At 62.4% G+C, this 15689-nt stretch carries 14 protein-coding genes; 9 read left to right on the top strand and 5 right to left on the bottom strand.

Going from position 1 to position 15689, the window contains the following annotated elements; translation table 11 throughout:
* Positions 1–158 precede the first annotated feature (158 nt).
* The 5 genes from B8115_RS05660 to B8115_RS05680 all read left to right on the top strand — a co-directional run bounded on the left by B8115_RS05660 (position 159) and on the right by B8115_RS05680 (position 8611).
* Positions 159–3179 (top strand): TonB-dependent receptor, encoded by a 3021-nt coding sequence (locus B8115_RS05660; RefSeq protein ID WP_010626789.1) that lies wholly within the window; start codon positions 159–161, stop codon positions 3177–3179.
* Between the two features lie 136 nt (positions 3180–3315).
* Positions 3316–3921, top strand: a complete 606-nt coding sequence (locus B8115_RS05665; protein WP_010626790.1) for a heme acquisition protein HasA — start codon at positions 3316–3318, stop codon at positions 3919–3921.
* Between the two features lie 225 nt (positions 3922–4146).
* Entirely contained in the window at positions 4147–5895 is a 1749-nt protein-coding gene (locus B8115_RS05670) for a type I secretion system permease/ATPase (RefSeq protein WP_010626791.1), read from the top strand.
* Positions 5892–7262, top strand: coding sequence for an HlyD family type I secretion periplasmic adaptor subunit (locus B8115_RS05675; RefSeq protein WP_010626792.1), 1371 nt, complete (start codon positions 5892–5894; stop codon positions 7260–7262). The genes B8115_RS05670 and B8115_RS05675 overlap by 4 nt, the downstream gene beginning before the upstream one ends.
* Positions 7262–8611, top strand: a complete 1350-nt coding sequence (locus tag B8115_RS05680) for a TolC family outer membrane protein (protein ID WP_010626793.1) — start codon at positions 7262–7264, stop codon at positions 8609–8611. Before B8115_RS05675 ends, B8115_RS05680 begins: the two co-directional genes overlap by 1 nt.
* Before the next feature lie 12 nt (positions 8612–8623).
* Here B8115_RS05680 and B8115_RS05685 read toward each other — a convergent pair whose 3' ends face one another.
* Both B8115_RS05685 and B8115_RS05690 read right to left on the bottom strand, forming a co-directional pair.
* A complete protein-coding gene (locus tag B8115_RS05685; RefSeq protein WP_035590189.1) occupies positions 8624–9208 on the bottom strand; it encodes a cytochrome b in 585 nt (194 codons plus the stop codon).
* A 19-nt stretch (positions 9209–9227) separates the two neighbouring features.
* Positions 9228–10157 (bottom strand): siderophore-interacting protein, encoded by a 930-nt coding sequence (locus B8115_RS05690; RefSeq protein WP_010626795.1) that lies wholly within the window; start codon positions 10155–10157, stop codon positions 9228–9230.
* A gap of 142 nt (positions 10158–10299) precedes the next feature.
* Between B8115_RS05690 and B8115_RS05695 the strand changes: the two genes are divergently transcribed.
* Both B8115_RS05695 and B8115_RS05700 read left to right on the top strand, forming a co-directional pair.
* Entirely contained in the window at positions 10300–10671 is a 372-nt protein-coding gene (locus B8115_RS05695; protein WP_234254374.1) for a YbaN family protein, read from the top strand.
* A 72-nt stretch (positions 10672–10743) separates the two neighbouring features.
* Positions 10744–11772, top strand: a complete 1029-nt coding sequence (locus B8115_RS05700) for a 5'-nucleotidase (RefSeq protein ID WP_238539198.1) — start codon at positions 10744–10746, stop codon at positions 11770–11772.
* Positions 11773–11871: 99 nt separating this feature from the next.
* Here the strand turns inward: B8115_RS05700 and B8115_RS05705 are convergent, their stop codons facing one another.
* Positions 11872–12147: an EF-hand domain-containing protein gene (locus B8115_RS05705; RefSeq protein WP_010626798.1), complete on the bottom strand. Its 276-nt coding sequence runs from the start codon at positions 12145–12147 to the stop codon at positions 11872–11874.
* Positions 12148–12257: 110 nt separating this feature from the next.
* Complete coding sequence (locus B8115_RS05710; protein ID WP_010626799.1) at positions 12258–12980, bottom strand: SDR family oxidoreductase; 723 nt, start codon at positions 12978–12980, stop codon at positions 12258–12260.
* A 264-nt stretch (positions 12981–13244) separates the two neighbouring features.
* Between B8115_RS05710 and B8115_RS05715 the strand changes: the two genes are divergently transcribed.
* Positions 13245–14153, top strand: a complete 909-nt coding sequence (locus tag B8115_RS05715; protein WP_010626800.1) for an AraC family transcriptional regulator — start codon at positions 13245–13247, stop codon at positions 14151–14153.
* Positions 14154–14279: 126 nt separating this feature from the next.
* Here the strand turns inward: B8115_RS05715 and B8115_RS05720 are convergent, their stop codons facing one another.
* Positions 14280–14708, bottom strand: a complete 429-nt coding sequence (locus B8115_RS05720) for an organic hydroperoxide resistance protein (protein WP_010626801.1) — start codon at positions 14706–14708, stop codon at positions 14280–14282.
* Between the two features lie 120 nt (positions 14709–14828).
* On the opposite strand from B8115_RS05720, the gene B8115_RS05725 reads away from it, so the two are divergent.
* Positions 14829–15653, top strand: coding sequence for an AraC family transcriptional regulator (locus B8115_RS05725; RefSeq protein WP_010626802.1), 825 nt, complete (start codon positions 14829–14831; stop codon positions 15651–15653).
* Positions 15654–15689 lie beyond the last annotated feature (36 nt).

Here is a 15689-nt window from a genome sequence, read left to right on the forward strand (position 1 = left end):
TGCTCATAGCCTGCCACTCTAGCGTAACGCTGGCACGCTCTCTGCAACATCGCGATTGCAATCGATTTTGGCCGAATCATTGAGGAACTCCTCAGCCTCGAACGTTTATTGAATGAGAAGCAAAATCATTCAATAAGTCTGATGCAGAGGGACGTCAAATGCAGCATGAACAGCGTGAGAGGCTACCCGGCGCGGGGAAAGGTCTCTATCGCAAGGTCGCGGAGGGGGCTGGCATCGTCGTGATGCTGACGATTTTCGTGATACTCGTCGGGCTGCGCGAGGCTCATGGGCAGACGGGAGAAAGCCGTGATACGACGGGGCAGGGCGATGACCAGACGCTCGCCCAGCAGCGTTACCGCTTCGATCTGCCCGAGCAGTCGTTGCTCTATTCGCTGGGTGAATTCACTGCCATTACCAACATCTCGGTACTGCGTCCGGACGACCGGGCCATCGGTGGCGTGGCGCCGGCGCTGCAGGGCGAGATGACCGCCGACGAGGCCTTGCGTGCTCTGCTGATGGGAAGCGGTTTGGCCGTTGAATATCGTAATGCGCGTACTGCCGAACTCGTCGAGCCGCGGCCCGCCACCATGACCACCGTGGGCGACCAGGTCATGTTCAGCACCCTGACGGTTACCGCTGGCCGTCTGGGCGACGACTGGGTCTACCACGAACCGCGCTCGGTGAGCGTGATCAGCCGCGAGCGTATTGACCAGCGTCCGCCTCGCCACGCTTCCGATATGCTGATCGAGACGCCCGGTGTGGCGAGCGCCACCAATCGGCACAACCCTGGGCTATCGGTGAATATCCGCGGCATGCAGGATTTTGGCCGCGTCAATATGATGATCGACGGCATGCGCCAGAACTTCGTCCAGAACGCTCACCAGCAACGTAATGGCGAAATGTATGTCGACTCGGAGCTGCTGTCTGGCGCGGTGGTAGAGCGGGGCCCACGCAGCGGAGTGCATGGTGCTACCGCCATCGCGGGTAGCGTCAATTTTCAGACGCTCGACTATGACGATGTCATTCTTCCTGACAATGACGTTGGCGTACGTCTGAGGGGGATCACCGGTGCCGGAGGAGAAGGTAACGGCGTCAACTTTATCGGTAGCGTCGCAGTCGCAGGGCGCTTTGGTGACAATCTGGAACTGCTTGGCGCGCGTAGCCGTCGCTCACTGGGCGACTACAGTATCGGCTCGCGGGGCGGTGGTGATCGCAATCGTGTCTGGAGCGATACTGGCTACGACTCCTACTATGATGACGTCAAGTTCGCGCGCCAGACTCAGGAGTCCAGCCTGTTCAAGGGCCGGTTGCATCTCACGCCTGAACAGTCCTTGCAGTTCACCTATGCCGGTACCGAGATCGACTATAGCAATACCACTGACGCAGATCCCTCTATGCAGGAGAGCGGCACGCCCTGGCGCGAGCTGGGTACGTCGAGCGTCGAATCGCAGAGCCTTGCCTTCGACTACAACTGGAACCCTAGCAACAACAACTGGTTTGATCTCAACGTCAAACTTTATGGCGTGGATACCGAGCTCAACAACTACAACAATCCGGCGTATCCGCCTGGCGACACGGGGTTGGTGGATTTTGCCTGGGATTTCGGATTTTGCGATCAGGACCCGATTCCAAGCTCATGGCAGACCCATTGCAGCTATGGCATTGGCAGGGACCAGAATATCTCGACCCGTACCTACGGTATTCAGGTCGACAACACCTCGCGCTTCGCTCTGAACGACACTACTCAGCTCAGCGCCAATTACGGTATTGAGTATTTTCGCGACAAGGCTGATTCCGAGGTCCGTGTTGATCGTGAAGGGCGCCAACTGCCTGATCATACCCAGTATGGCGAGGGCGAAGCACTGAACCCTTATGGCGAGCGCTCTGTTGGCAGTATCTTTAGCAATCTAACCCTCGAAGACGACCTTTACACCCTATCTGCGGGGCTGCGCTACGACCACTACTGGCTAACGGGCGATACCCAGGTATATGGAACGCGGGCCATCTATGAGTCGCGCTTCGATCGCTATATGCGTCTTCAATGTAACCGTGCGGCAGCTGGCAATGCAAGCGCCGCCGTCTTTTGTGATGCGGGAAGAACCGGTGGCGAAGAGGCGATTTTGGCCATTCCTCTTAATGCATACAACGGTAGTCAGTACGCCGCCAGATGGGAGCAGGAAAATGGTTTCTACGACCATCATGTCGACCGTTCGGCAGGCAAGTTGCTGCCCTCGTTGGCGGCAGCGATTCGCCCGACAGACTGGCTAGAACTCTACGCCAACTGGGGTAAATCTTGGCGCCCACCCTCCATTAATGAAAGCTTGGTAGTTGGTGCGCATCCCGGCTCCGGCAGCAGCTTCATGTTCCCCAACCCCTTTGCGGATGCAGAAACCACTACAAGCTGGGAGGTCGGTGCCAATACGGTATTCAACGACCTGCTGACACCTGGCGACTCCCTATTCGCCAAACTGGGTTACTTCGATACCCGGGCGGATGACTACCTCTTTACAGCAATGGGCGTTGCGCTACCTGGGCAAGGCCGCACCGGTAGCGACGGGGCTGACCCCAGCCGCCTGGCTTTCGTCAATAACCGTACCCGGACTCAGTTCCGCGGCCTCGAACTGGAGAGCCGCTACGATGCTGGCTGGATCTATGGTGGGGTGACCTATACCCACTATCTGGGTAGCCCCAATCAGTTCTGCCCTGACCTCTACTTCGCTGGCGCCGGTCAACATAGGTATGACCAGCCCAACGAGGATGGCTCGATGACGGAGCAGCATGAGATGGCGCGCGAGGCGGGTTACGACTCCTGGGAGGAGTGGGCTAACGACCAGGTGGTCTGCGGCAATATGGCCTTCAATAGCGTGATCGCCAAACCAGTAGACAAGGGTACCGCCAACCTCGGTGTGCGCCTGTTTGACCAGCGTCTGGATACCGGGCTGCGTTACAACTACAGCGGCAATGGCTGGTACAACCAGGACACTGGGGGTGCTCAGACCTGGTTCCGCTACACCACCTGGGACTGGTACGGCAGCTATCGGGTCAACGATCACCTGGCATTCCTGGCCTCAGTGGAGAACCTCACTGATGAAATGTACCTGGATGGCTATTCCGATGCCTTGGCACGGGTCTATTCCCCTGGGCGAACGGCACAGATCGGTATGGAATTGCGCTTCTGATTCGGTGATCCGCGTTGCGGATCATAGAAAGGAACATGCGGGAAATCCCGTATGTCGGTGGTTGCGGTAGGGATCACCATAACGGTGCCATGAGAAAACTCTGACACCTGAATCTGGTAAGTAAAAGGAGAACGATATGACAGCTTCAGTCACTCACTTCGATGAAAGCTTCGAACTTGATGGCATCAATCTGGAAAGCACCCTCTATGATGCTTTGATTGAGTTCCAGCAAAGTGGCTTGGAGGGCTCCCACCCGGCCAATACCGGGGGCTTCAATGGCGGTGATATGTTTAATGGCACCAGTTACTCCTACTACGACGCCGACCTTGGCTTCGCTTTCCAGGCCACGGGTCAACTGAGCTACTACTTCCCGCCGCTCAACGGCAGCCCGGGGGATGGTCCAACCTCACATACTCTGTGGGGCGAGATCGACACTATTACTCTGGGCGTTGGACTCAATGAAAACAGCGGAGAAGTGATCGACCAATGGATCACCTTCACCTTCGATACTCCGATCACGGGTGATGTCTCCGAAGGGCGCGAGAACGATGTCCATGACGTGATCTGGGGCCTGATGAATGGCTCAGTAGAGGGAGCTGACGACAGCATCGGTACTGGCACCAACGGTGGCCTGATCGCTGCGCTGGAGAACAATGGCCTCGATCCCAGCCAAGTCGAACTCGCCGACCTGGTGGGTGTCGGTGCGGCATCCAGCGACCTCGACGTCGCCCTGGCTGCCTGAGCATCGCCACATAATAAAAAAGGCAAGGGGAGCCCCCTTGCCGCAACCTTTGATCACCGCGCCACGGGCCTTATGCCCGGGGCGCGGTGCCTTGGCATTGTCGCCAGCAGTGGCGCGATGTCAAGCATGACCACCGTGACCCTGCGATGAGCGGAACAGATACATGAGCGGGCCCCGACGGGGGCGCGCCGAGTTTCCACGACGCTTATTTAGGGGCAGCCCACCATGAAACCTTCGCGCGGCGAGCCGCGTAACGAGATACGCCAGGCGCTGGGTGCCTATCGCGGCGGCTTTCGCAGCGTTGGCATCTATAGCGCAGTGATCAATCTACTGATGCTGGTGCCGCCGCTCTACATGCTGCAGGTCTACGACCGGGTGCTGGCCTCGGGCAACACCACCACGCTGCTGCTGCTGACGCTGATGGCACTGGGCTTGCTGGCGCTGATGGGGGCGCTGGAGTACGTGCGCAGCCTGGTAGTGATCCAGATCGGCGAGGGGATGGACGAGCATTTGGGTGGGCGGGTCTACGCTGCGGCCTTCGAGCGTGGCCTGCACGGCGGCAATGCCCAGGCGGGGCAGGCCACGCGGGATCTCGACTCGCTGCGCCAGTTCGTTACGGGAAGCGCGATATTCGCTTTCTTCGATGCTCCCTGGTTTCCCCTCTATCTATTGGTGATGTTCCTGTTCCACCCCTGGATTGGCTGCCTGGCACTGGCGGGCGCGTTGCTACTGGTCGCCCTGGCGTGGCTCAACGAGCGTCTCTCCCAGCCACCGTTGAGGGAAGCGGGCGGCCTTTCGGTACAGGCCGCCAGCACCGCCGAGGCCCAACTGCGCCATGCCGAGGCCATCGAAGCCATGGGCATGCTGGGTGCGCTGTCGCGGCGTTGGGCGCGGCTGCATGGCGGTTTTGTTGCCCTGCAGGGGCTAGCCAGCGAGCGCACGGCGCTGATCACCGCGGCGTCTAAAAGCCTGCGCGTGGCGCTGCAGTCACTGGTGCTGGGCTTGGGCGCCTGGTTGGCGGTAGGCGGCGCCATCAGCCCGGGCACCATGATCGCGGGATCGATCCTGATGGGACGTGTGCTGGGGCCCATCGACCAGGTGATCAACGCCTGGCGGCAGTGGAGCACCACGCGCCTGGCACATCAGCGTCTGGCGGCGCTGCTGGAGGCGCATCCTGCCCGCGAAGCGGGCATGGCGCTGCCCGCGCCGCGGGGCGAGGTGGCGGTAGAAGCCGTTAGCGCGATGCCACCGGGAGGCCGCAAACCGACCCTGGTGCAGATCGATGTTCGCCTGGCGCCGGGCGACGCGCTGGGGGTGGTGGGCCCCTCCGGTTCCGGCAAGTCGACCCTGGCGCGGCTGCTGGTGGGTGTATGGCGGCCCCAGGTTGGCACGGTGCGGCTGGATGGCGCCGCCATCCAGCACTGGGACAAGGCCCAGTTAGGGCCGCACATCGGCTACCTGCCCCAAGAGGTGGAGCTGTTTGCCGGCAGCGTGGCGGAGAATATTGCGCGCTTCGCCGAGCCGGATTCCGAAAAAGTGATTGGTGCCGCCAAGGCGGCTGGGGTGCATGAGCTGATCCTGTCGCTGCCCCAGGGCTACGACACGCCGCTGGGCGATGGCGGCGTGGGGCTCTCCGGCGGCCAGCGGCAACGCATCGGCCTGGCCCGGGCGCTCTACGGTCCGCCATCGCTGGTGGTGCTCGACGAGCCCAATGCCAACCTCGACGAAGCCGGTGAGAAGGCGTTGATGGCAGCCCTGCAGTGGCTGCGTGAGCGCAACGTGACGGTGGTGCTGATCACTCATCGGCCTCAGGTGCTGAAGGCCACCACCCACCTGCTGGCGCTGAAGGAAGGCCGGCAGGCGACGTTCGGCTCGACTCAGGAGGTACTGCAGGCGGGGGCAGCACGTCAGGCCGCTTCTAGCGGTGCCACTTTGATGGCGCACAGCCCCTACCAGATGGAGCGCAGCGCATGATGCCACCTACCGATGCGGCACGTGGCGTCGAGCCCGGCCCTGCATTCTCTTCCACCTCGCGGGACACGCCGGACTGGCAAGCGATGGCGCAGCGGCGGAGGCGTCCGCGCCGTCTGGGCGGCTGGCTGTTGCTGACGGGCTTCGTGGGCTTCGTGGTGTGGGCGGCTTTGGCGCCGCTGGATAACGGCGTGGCGGTCCCTGCCACCGTGGTGGTGTCGGGCAACCGCCAGGCGGTGGAGCATCCCAGCGGAGGCATTGTCGAGCGGCTGTGGGTGCGTGAGGGCGACCGCGTCACCCAGGGCCAAGTGTTGGTCAGCCTGGATGCCACCCGCCATGCCAGTGAGGTGGACGTACTGAGCGGCCAATACAGCGCCACCCTGGCGGAGATCGCCCGCCTCGAGGCGGAGCGTGACGGTCTCGTTAGCATCGAATTCCCCGCCGAGCTGACCGCGCAGGCAGATCCCGAATTGCTGACCGTGCTGGCGCTGCACCGCCAACTGTTCGAGAGCCGTCAGGCCTCGCTCGCCTCGGAGCTGGCGGGGCTGGACGCTAGTCTGGCAGGCCAGCGCGCCCAGGCTAGCGGGCTAGAAGCATCGCTGACGCAGAAGCGCCTGCGGCTGGCGCTGCTGGGCGAGCAGCGCGATAACCTGCGCGGCCTGGCGGAAGAGGGCTACATTCCGCGCAACCGGCTACTGGAGATCGAGAGCCAGTACGCCCAACTGCAGGGAGAGCTGGTCGCCGACCGCGGCACCCTGGAGCAGACAGAGCGTCAGATCGACGAACTCAGCCTGCGCATGACCCAGCGCCGCGAGGAGTATCAGCGCGACGTGCGCGAAGCCTTGACCCAGGCACGCTCGCGCATGCGTGAGCTGGCCGGCCGCCTGACCTCGGCGGAGTTCGAGCTGGCCCATACCCAACTGCGCGCCCCGACGGCAGGCATCGTGGTGGGGTTGGCCCAGCACACCGAAGGCGGCGTGGTGGCGCCCGGCGGCCGCCTGATGGAGATCGTCCCCGAGCACGAGCCGCTGCTGGTGGAGGGCCAATTACCGGTCGAGCATATCGACCGGGTGCACGCTGGGCTGTCGGTGGAGCTTGCCTTCACCGCCTTCGAGCGCAGCACCACACCTAGGGTGCCTGGCGAGGTGGCCCAGGTTTCCGCCGACCGCTTGGTCGATGAGCGCAGTGGCGAGCCTTACTACCGCGTTCAGGTAGAAGTGGCGGCGCAAGCCCTGGAGGGACTGGGCAGTGACGTGCTGCGTGCCGGGATGCCGGTGGAAGCCTTCGTGCGCACCGGCGAGCGTACGCTGCTCAACTACCTGTTCAAGCCGCTGCTGGATCGTGCTCGCACCGCCTGGGGGGATGCCTGATGGATAAGCTGGTTAGCCGCGGGTTTGCCGCCTGGCTGCTGATGGCCGGGAGCGGACTGCTGGCCCTGCCCGCCATGGCGCTGGATTTTCTCCAGGCCTACGAGCTGGCGCTGCAGCACGACCCGACCTGGCAAGCGGCCCGCAGCGAGAGCGCCGCGGGCAGCCATGAGCGGGCGCTGGGGCGTGCCGCGCTGATGCCCAATCTGAGCTACCGCTATACCCGCATGCGCAACGACGCTGAGATTCGTCAGGATACTCCCTTGGGTACGACCCGGCAGGACCTGGAATACACCAGCTTCTCTTCTGGTTTCACCCTTACCCAGCCGCTGTTCGATGCAGCGGCATTCGCCCAGTACCGCGAGGGTAAGGCACGCGCCGAGGCCGCCGGCCTGACCCTGGAGCGGGCGCGCCAGGCGCTGGCGGTACGGGTGCTGCAGGCTTATACCGAAGCCCTCTATGCCGAGGAGGAGGTGGGGCTGATGCGCGCCCATGGCAGAGCCTTGGAAGAGGAGGCTGAACGCAGCCGACGCTTCGTGGCAGGCGGCGAGGGCACTCGCACCGACCAGATGGAGATCGAGGCGCAGCGGAGGCTTCTGGCGGCACAGCTGATCGAGGCCGAGGACCGTTGGCAGGATGCCCGCAACGCCCTGGCGATATTGATCGGCCACCTGCCAGCCGCGGCGCTGGTGCCGCTGAGCGATGCCGCGCATATGCAAGAGCCCGACTTCCTGCCGCTTGAAGAGTGGCGCGAGCTGGCCGTGGCCCATAACCCTGAGCTTGCCGCCCAGCGCAGCCTGCTCGAAGCCACCCGGCAGCAGCGAAACCAGCAGCGCGCCGGACATTTGCCCAGCGTGCGGCTGGTGGCGCGCAGCCAGATCACCGACTCCAACGCCGAGAATCAGGTGGGACAGCGCTACGACACCGACAGCATCGGCGTGGAAGTTCAGGTGCCGCTATTCGCTGGAGGGCGCGTGCGCGCCGCCAGCCGTCAGGCCAGCGACACCCTGGAGCAGGCTCGTTTCGAGCTTGACGGCGCCATGGCCGAACTGCTCAACGACGTCGAGCGCCAGTACCGCATGACCCTGAGCAGCCAGCGGCGCATCGAGGCCTACCGCGACGCCGTGGTCGCCGCCGAAGCGCGGCTCGATGCCACCCGGCGCAGCATCCTCGGCGGCGAGCGCACCAACCTCGATGCCCTCAACGCCGAACAGCAGCACGTCGAAGCCCAGCGCGACCTGGTCCGCGCCCGCTACGACTATCTGCTCGCCTGGCTGTCGTTGCGCTGGCAGGCGGGCGTGCTCGACGCTGGCGATATCGAACGGGTGGCGGGGGCTTTCGGTGCAGGTTAGGCGCGAGCTTGGCTAGCTGTCCCGTGTGGTTTGGGGTGAGCCCAGCATGCGCGCCAGGATGCCATCCTTGAGCCACAGGCGATGGGCCAGCGCCATCGCCACATGGCCGGCAATCAGTGCCAGTAGCAGCCAGGCCAGGGTGCTGTGCAGCAGGTCGGCAGGCGCCATCATCCAGGCAATCTCGCGCTCCGCTTCCGGCAGCAGTTCAATGCCATAGAAGATCAGGTGGCCGCCCCGGCCATACTGGCGCAGGATGGCCAGCGCCGGTATCAGAATCAACAGCGCATAGAAGGCCAGGTGCATGCAGCGCGCCAGCAATCCCCCCAAGCCTGGTGGGCGGGGCGGTCGGTGATGGCGCTGGCGATAGGCCCACATGGCGCGCAGCAGCGTTGTCACCAGCAGCATGGCGCCCAACGAGCCGTGGGGGCCGATCCTCGCCAATACCAGAGTGACGGCGTTCTCACCGAATCCCTTCCAGGCCAACAAAACGCCGAATAACAGTATCACTTGCGCTGCCGTCAGCCAGTGGAGGAGACGGCTGACGAGGCCATAGCGATCGGGGGTGTCTCGCCAGTGATTGGCGGGTGATGTCGTCACTTAAGCTTCCGCGCGAGGTTCATTCGTCCGCCTTGCCCAGGCGCCAATAGCCCATGCTGGTGACGCACTGCTTGGGCAGGCCGCACTCATTGACCAGATAGCGGCGAATATCCCGGGTGACCTTGGTTTCTGCCGCAATCCAGGCATAGAAGGGGGCATTGTCGTCGAGACTCGCGGGCTCCCAGAGGACGGCGTTGTCTTCATCCAGCCCCTCGCTGGCGCCACTATGCGGTTGTCCGCCTAGGGCGCGGATCTCCTGATGCAGGTCGATGTCGCGCACCGCTCGCCTCAGCAGATCGCCGTGGTGGCAACCCGGCTCGCTATCGCGGGGTAACCAGCGCAGCTTGGCGGGGGCAGAGAGGGGCTGGATATCGTCCCTACGCGGTACTTCGAGCATGGCCTCTACCCGTGGGGCGAGGGGCAGGTCGTCGAGTGTTTCGAAGATGCCGGCGGCCGCCGGCAGGGCGGTCTCGTCGGCGATAATTAGGATGCGCCGTACGCCCCGCGGTGGCTTCCACTCATAGCCGAGCTTTTCGCCCCCGGCACTGGCCAGCGGAGCGGTCATCGCCAGGCGGTCGCCGGGACGGGCGCGCATCGCCCAGCGTGAGGCGGGGCCGTTGTCGCCGTGCAGCACGAACTCCACATCGACTTCGCCGCGTGCCGGGCGCAGTGCACGAATGGTGTAGGTGCGCATGGGGGGGCGCTCGGCGTCTGGCAGGGCACGATAGGCGCCGAACCAGTCGTGCTCTTCCAGCTTGGCGATCTCGAACAGCGCGTCTAGGCCGTTGGCGTCCTTGGGAAAGAACAGTTTGATGCGTTGGTCCGGTGCGTGGGTGGCCATCCGGCCAACCTGGGGCCCGGTGAAGGTGAACCTGACTAGCGATGGGCTGACCTGGGTACGGCGTGCCAGGGTGATATCGAAAAGGCGGTAGCTCGTGCGTCCAGCCATAGTGGATGACTCCCATGGTGAGGTGGGAATACTATCACTAGTGGTAATGATTCTCAATAACTGACGAATATGATGAATTCCCCCGTTTGGAACGTTAACTCTCATGGCATTGAATGAACCGTACGTTAACGAGGCGATGGTAATGGTGCGATTGTTATGGGTGGCATTGGCGGCATTGAGCTTTGCGGTGGGTTTTCTCGGCCTGTTTCTCCCGCTATTGCCGACCACGGAGTTCATGCTGGCGGCGGTCTATTGTGCATCTCGCGGCTCACCGCGCTTCGAGGCCTGGATTCGCTCGCGGCGCTATGTCGGGCCACTGCTTGAGAACTGGGAGAAGGAGAAGGCGATCCCCCGGCGCGCCAAGTTTGTCGCCGTGGGAATGATCTTCGCCAGCATGGTGATGATTCTGCTGCACCTGGGTGAGGGTTGGCTGCGCTGGGCTATAGTGGCGATGCTGGTTGTGGTGGCGGTTTGGCTGGTCACACGACCGGAGCCTTCTCGGCCCATGCGCTAAGACGAACGATCCAGGCTTACCCCCGGGTGCCGTGACGAAGCTTGATCGATTCTCTTCCCTGGGGCATGGTCAATGGAATCCACCCTTGATCGGCAGCAAGCGACGACCATGGCCTACGATCTCAGTGAACGCTTGGTAATTGGACTGGCATCCAGCGCCTTGTTCGATCTGGAGGAATCCGATCGGGTCTTTCGCGAGCAGGGCGAGGCGTCCTATCGCATCTATCAGCGCGACAACGAGAACAAGCCGTTAAGTACCGGCGTTGCCTTCCCGTTCATCAAGCGTCTGCTGTCATTGAACGAGCTGAGCCCGGACAACCCGCCCATCGAAGTGGTACTGCTCTCGCGCAACGATCCGGAAACCGGACTGCGGGTCATGAAGTCGATCGAGCACCATGAGCTGGGCATTACGCGGGCCATATTTCTTCAGGGGCGTTACCCCCATCGCTTCATTCCGGCGTTGAACATCAGCCTTTTTCTGTCCGCCAATCGCCAGGACGTCGACCAGGCGATCCTGGCCGGGCACCCGGCGGGGCAGGTGCTGTCATCGGGTGATCTCGATCTGACCGACGAGGAGGAGCTGCGCATTGCCTTCGACTTCGATGGCGTGCTGGTCACCGACGAGTCCGAAACCATCTACCAGAAGCAAGGAATCGAAGCCTTTCACGCGTATGAACGGGCCAATGCCCAGGTACCGCCCGCAGCGGGCTTGTTGGCCGTTTTTCTGCGCAAGCTGGCGCATATCCAGATGCTGGAAAAGCAGCGCGAGGAGGAGACGCAGGGAGCGTATCGTCCTAAGGTCAGGGTCTCCATCGTCACCGCCCGCAACGCGCCGGCCCATGAGCGGGTCATCCACACCATGCGTAGCTGGGGCGTGACGGTCAACGAGGCCTATTTCCTCGGCGGCATCGCCAAAGAGCACGTTCTCGGCATCATCAAGCCGCATATCTTCTTCGACGACCAGGCATCCCATCTCTCGGCCACCAGCGATATTCTGCCGTCGGTGCATGTGCCGTTCGGTCAGCTTAATCAAGGCTTGGGCGTGAGTGAGGAAGGTGCCGTTCGGTCTGGCTTTTCGCCACCGGGAGAGAGTTCGGCATGAGTGGATATCCGGCCCTCCTGGCGCTGAGGGAGCCCAAGGCTCCCTCCTTTTACGTGTATTTAGGTCAGTGTCGCTGGTGTTCTCGCTTCGACGAGCCGGTCAACGCGGGCGATAGTGGAACTCCTGACGGGAGATCCTGCCGTCGTGGTTGCGATCCATGAACAGGAAGATTTCCGGCAGCGTGCCCACCTGGGCCTCTTCACGTGAGATATAGCCATCGCCATCCAGGTCGAGCCGATCGAAGTTATTCTGGCCGGTTGCGCTCGAGCTTGAGTAAGCGAGGGGCGGAATCGGCTCCTCTGCACCCTGTTCCGCAAGGGTGATATTCGAGGCAAGAGCGAGTGCAAGAAACAGTAAGCTTTTCTGCAATTTCATCATGTATTTCCTTAAGTAGACAGGCTGGAAATTTCTTCAGCACCAAGCGCTACTCTTCCCGCCGTAGCACCATGCCGGCGTGATAGAGCACGTCGTCGATGAACACTCCGTCATGCAGGACTTGCGGTGGGGCGAACCACGATGTCGCTGGTATCTACCCCATCGGGCTGGGCGATGACGTGAGCGATGGCCGCGGCGATGGCCTCGGGCTTGAGAGCTATCTCACGGAAACTCTTCATCGCTTCGGCGGCGCCGGCATCGGTGATGGTGTCGGCCAGTTCAGACTCGACCACGCCGGGATAGACGCAGGTGACGCGCAGGTTGTCGTGCTCCTGGCGCAGCCCGTCGGAAATGGCCCGTACGGCGAACTTGGTGGCGCAGTAGACAGCGCCGGTGGGCACCACGAAGAGGCCGCCGATGGAGGAGATGTTGATCACCTGTCCGCTGCCCTGGGTCTGCATGGTGGGCAGCACGGCAGCGATACCGTGCAGCACGCCGCGGATGTTGACGTCGATCATGCGGTCCCACTCCTCGACCTTGAGCGAGGACAGGGGCGAGAGCGGCATGACGCCAGCGTTGTTGATGATCACATCGATGCGACCATGGAGCTTCAGCGCGGCATCGGCGAAGGCCTGCACGTCTTCGCGTTGAGTAACATCCAACGCTCGATACTCGACGTTACCGCCTTCGGAACGAATGGCCTGAGCTAATGCTTCCAGGCGCTCGGTGCGGCGAGCACCGATGACCAGATGATGGCCTTGTTTGGCCAGCAACCGGGCAGTGGCCTCGCCAATGCCGCTGCTGGCACCGGTGAGAAGAATGACTTTGCTCATATAGAGATGACTCCGTATGGGTGGCTTGTGACGACTCTCTGACAGAACTTGGATGATCGATTCGCGAGCAAGAGCGTCGTTGTAGTAAGCCTACGGAGGCGCAGTAAAAGCCGACAGAGTCATTCCTATTGCAGTATTGCCTAATCCTGTAGAGGAAGCGCTTTTAGGGTGTGTTTTGCCCGAAAGTTTGCCTAAATCTTTAGTGACGCGAATTGTGAGGGCTACCACGTGCCTATACGACCTACCCTGAATTCCCAGGAACGAATGGTTGAACTGCTTTATCGGCTAGCGCCGCGTGAGGGGTTTACCCAGTCGCTGCTGAACGAGGTGCGCTTCATGCGCTCGGACCGATCGCTGAAGCTCGCCCCGGTGATGTACGAGCCGTGCATCGTGATCGTGTGCCAGGGTCGCAAGCGAGGCTACCTGGGCGATGACGTGTATCTCTACGATGCCCTGCATTATCTCGTACTGTCGGTACCGCTGCCTTTTGCCGCGGAAACCGAGGCCAGCCCCGAGGAGCCGTTGCTGGCCATGTCGATTCGGCTGGACATGGCCGTGGTGGCGGAGCTGGTCTTCATGCTGGACCAGACGGACGCACGTTCGAAGTCGACCCCCAGATGCATGCTCTCCACGCCGCTCGATGCACCCATGTCGGATGCCACGCTCAGGCTGCTCGAGGCGCTGACCTCGCCTATGGAAGCGCAAGTGCTGGCGCCCAATATCGTGCGGGAGATCTACTATCGGATACTGGCCGGCGAGCAGGGTGGGAGCATGCGCGCGGCGCTGGCCCAGCAGGGCCAGTTCGGCAGGATCGCCAAGGCGCTGCACCGTATTCACGCGGAGTACGCCGAGCCCCTGGAGGTGGGGGGGCTGGCCAGCGATGTCGGCATGAGCACGGCGGCCTTTCACGTGCACTTCAAGGCGGTGACGCAAACCTCACCCCTGCAGTACATCAAGTCCACACGGCTGCATCAGGCACGCATGATGATGATTCGCGACGGTCTGCCTGCAGCGGCGGCCGCCGCCCGGGTGGGTTACGAGAGTGCTTCGCAGTTCAGCCGCGAGTTCAAACGCTTCTTCGGCCGGCCGCCCGGCGAGGAGGTGCGTGAAATGAAGGCATCTCTGGCGCTGATGCCACCAGAACGGGTGCCGGAACTGGCAGTGTCGCATTGAGATTGGTCTGGAATTACCACTGATTTCCATGGTCGGGAGCTGGGCATACAGGGCCTATATCTCCCGACCATTTGTTGTTTCAGTCATTCAACTCAGTTCTTGAGGAAGTTCAGCAGATCCGTGCAATCAGTCGGCTATGCGCAGCGTCACGTCGATGTTTCCGCGCGTCGCATTGGAGTACGGGCAGACGATGTGGGCTTGGTCGACCAGATCTTGCAGGGTGTTGCGGTCGAGTCCGGGGGCGGCGATGGTCAGTTCTGCCTCGATACCGAAACCGGTGGGGATCTGGCCGATGCCGACCTTGCCGGTGACCTTGGTATCCGCGGGAAGTACGACTTTCTGCTGGCTGGCGACGAACTTCAGTGCGCCGAGGAAGCAGGCCGAGTATCCGGCGGCGAACAACTGCTCCGGGTTGGTGCCAGGGCCGCCGGCGCCGCCCAGCTCACGCGGGGTGGACAGCTGAACGTCGAGTACGCCGTCGGAGGAAGTGGCGCGGCCTTCGCGGCCCCCTGTGGCAGTAGCGGTGGCGGTGTAGAGGATTTTTTCGATGGACATGGCAGTCGTTCCTGTTCAGTTGAGTGGCCGGGTGGTGTTACCCGGTGAGATGTATTCTGCGCGTTCCATTGATACAATTGGTGGCATAAAGTCCTGAAAACTTGATCAGGAGTACGAGGCATGGTCGACCGGCTTGCGGCGCTGATGGCGCATTTCCCGGTGAGCGCGCAGGTGTTCAATGCGGGGGCGTTGTGCGGCACCAACACACTGCAAAGTGACGGCGCCCATGGACAGTTGCACCTGGTGCGGTGTGGGGCAGTTGAGGTGCGGTACGGCAGGGAGTTACTGAAGGTCGAACGACCGAGCCTGTTGTTGTTCCCACGACCGCTGACGCATCGCTTCCTCACCGATCCCGAGCGTGGTGCGGACATGGTCTGCGCGAACCTGTCATTCGAGGGCGGAGCAGGCAATCCGATCGCATCGGCGCTACCGGAGGTCGTCTGCCTGCCGCTGGCAGACATTGCTGGCGCCGAGCCGGTGCTGGAGTTGTTATTCGAGGAGGCATTCGAGCAGCGATGCGGGCGCGTTGCGCTGGTCGAGCGTCTCCTCGAGGTGGTGATGGTCCAGGTTTTGCGCCAACTGATGACCAGTGGCGAAGTGCACGGTGGCTTGCTGTCCGGGTTGTCACATCCGCGCCTGCGCAACGCACTGGTGGCTATGCATGAGAAGCCAGAGCAGGCGTGGACACTGGACGAACTGGCGAATGTTGCCGGCATGTCGCGCAGCGCATTCGCCACGACCTTTCGCGAGATGGTAGGTGTAACGCCAGGGCAGTATCTACAAAGTTGGCGCGTGCGGCTGGCACAGAAGGCCTTGCTGCGCGGGCGGCCTCTGAAAATGATCGCAACAGATGTTGGCTACGGGAGTGAAGCCGCGCTCTCGCGAGCGTTCAAGGCGCAATCCGGGCAATCGCCGCGAAAGTGGAAAGCCAGTCACCACCCATAGCTGGTTGGGCTGGTCCGGCAGAGGCATCGCTGTCCT

This window comes from Halomonas sp. KM-1, from assembly GCF_000246875.1.
GTDB classification, from domain to species: domain Bacteria; phylum Pseudomonadota; class Gammaproteobacteria; order Pseudomonadales; family Halomonadaceae; genus Halomonas; species Halomonas aerodenitrificans.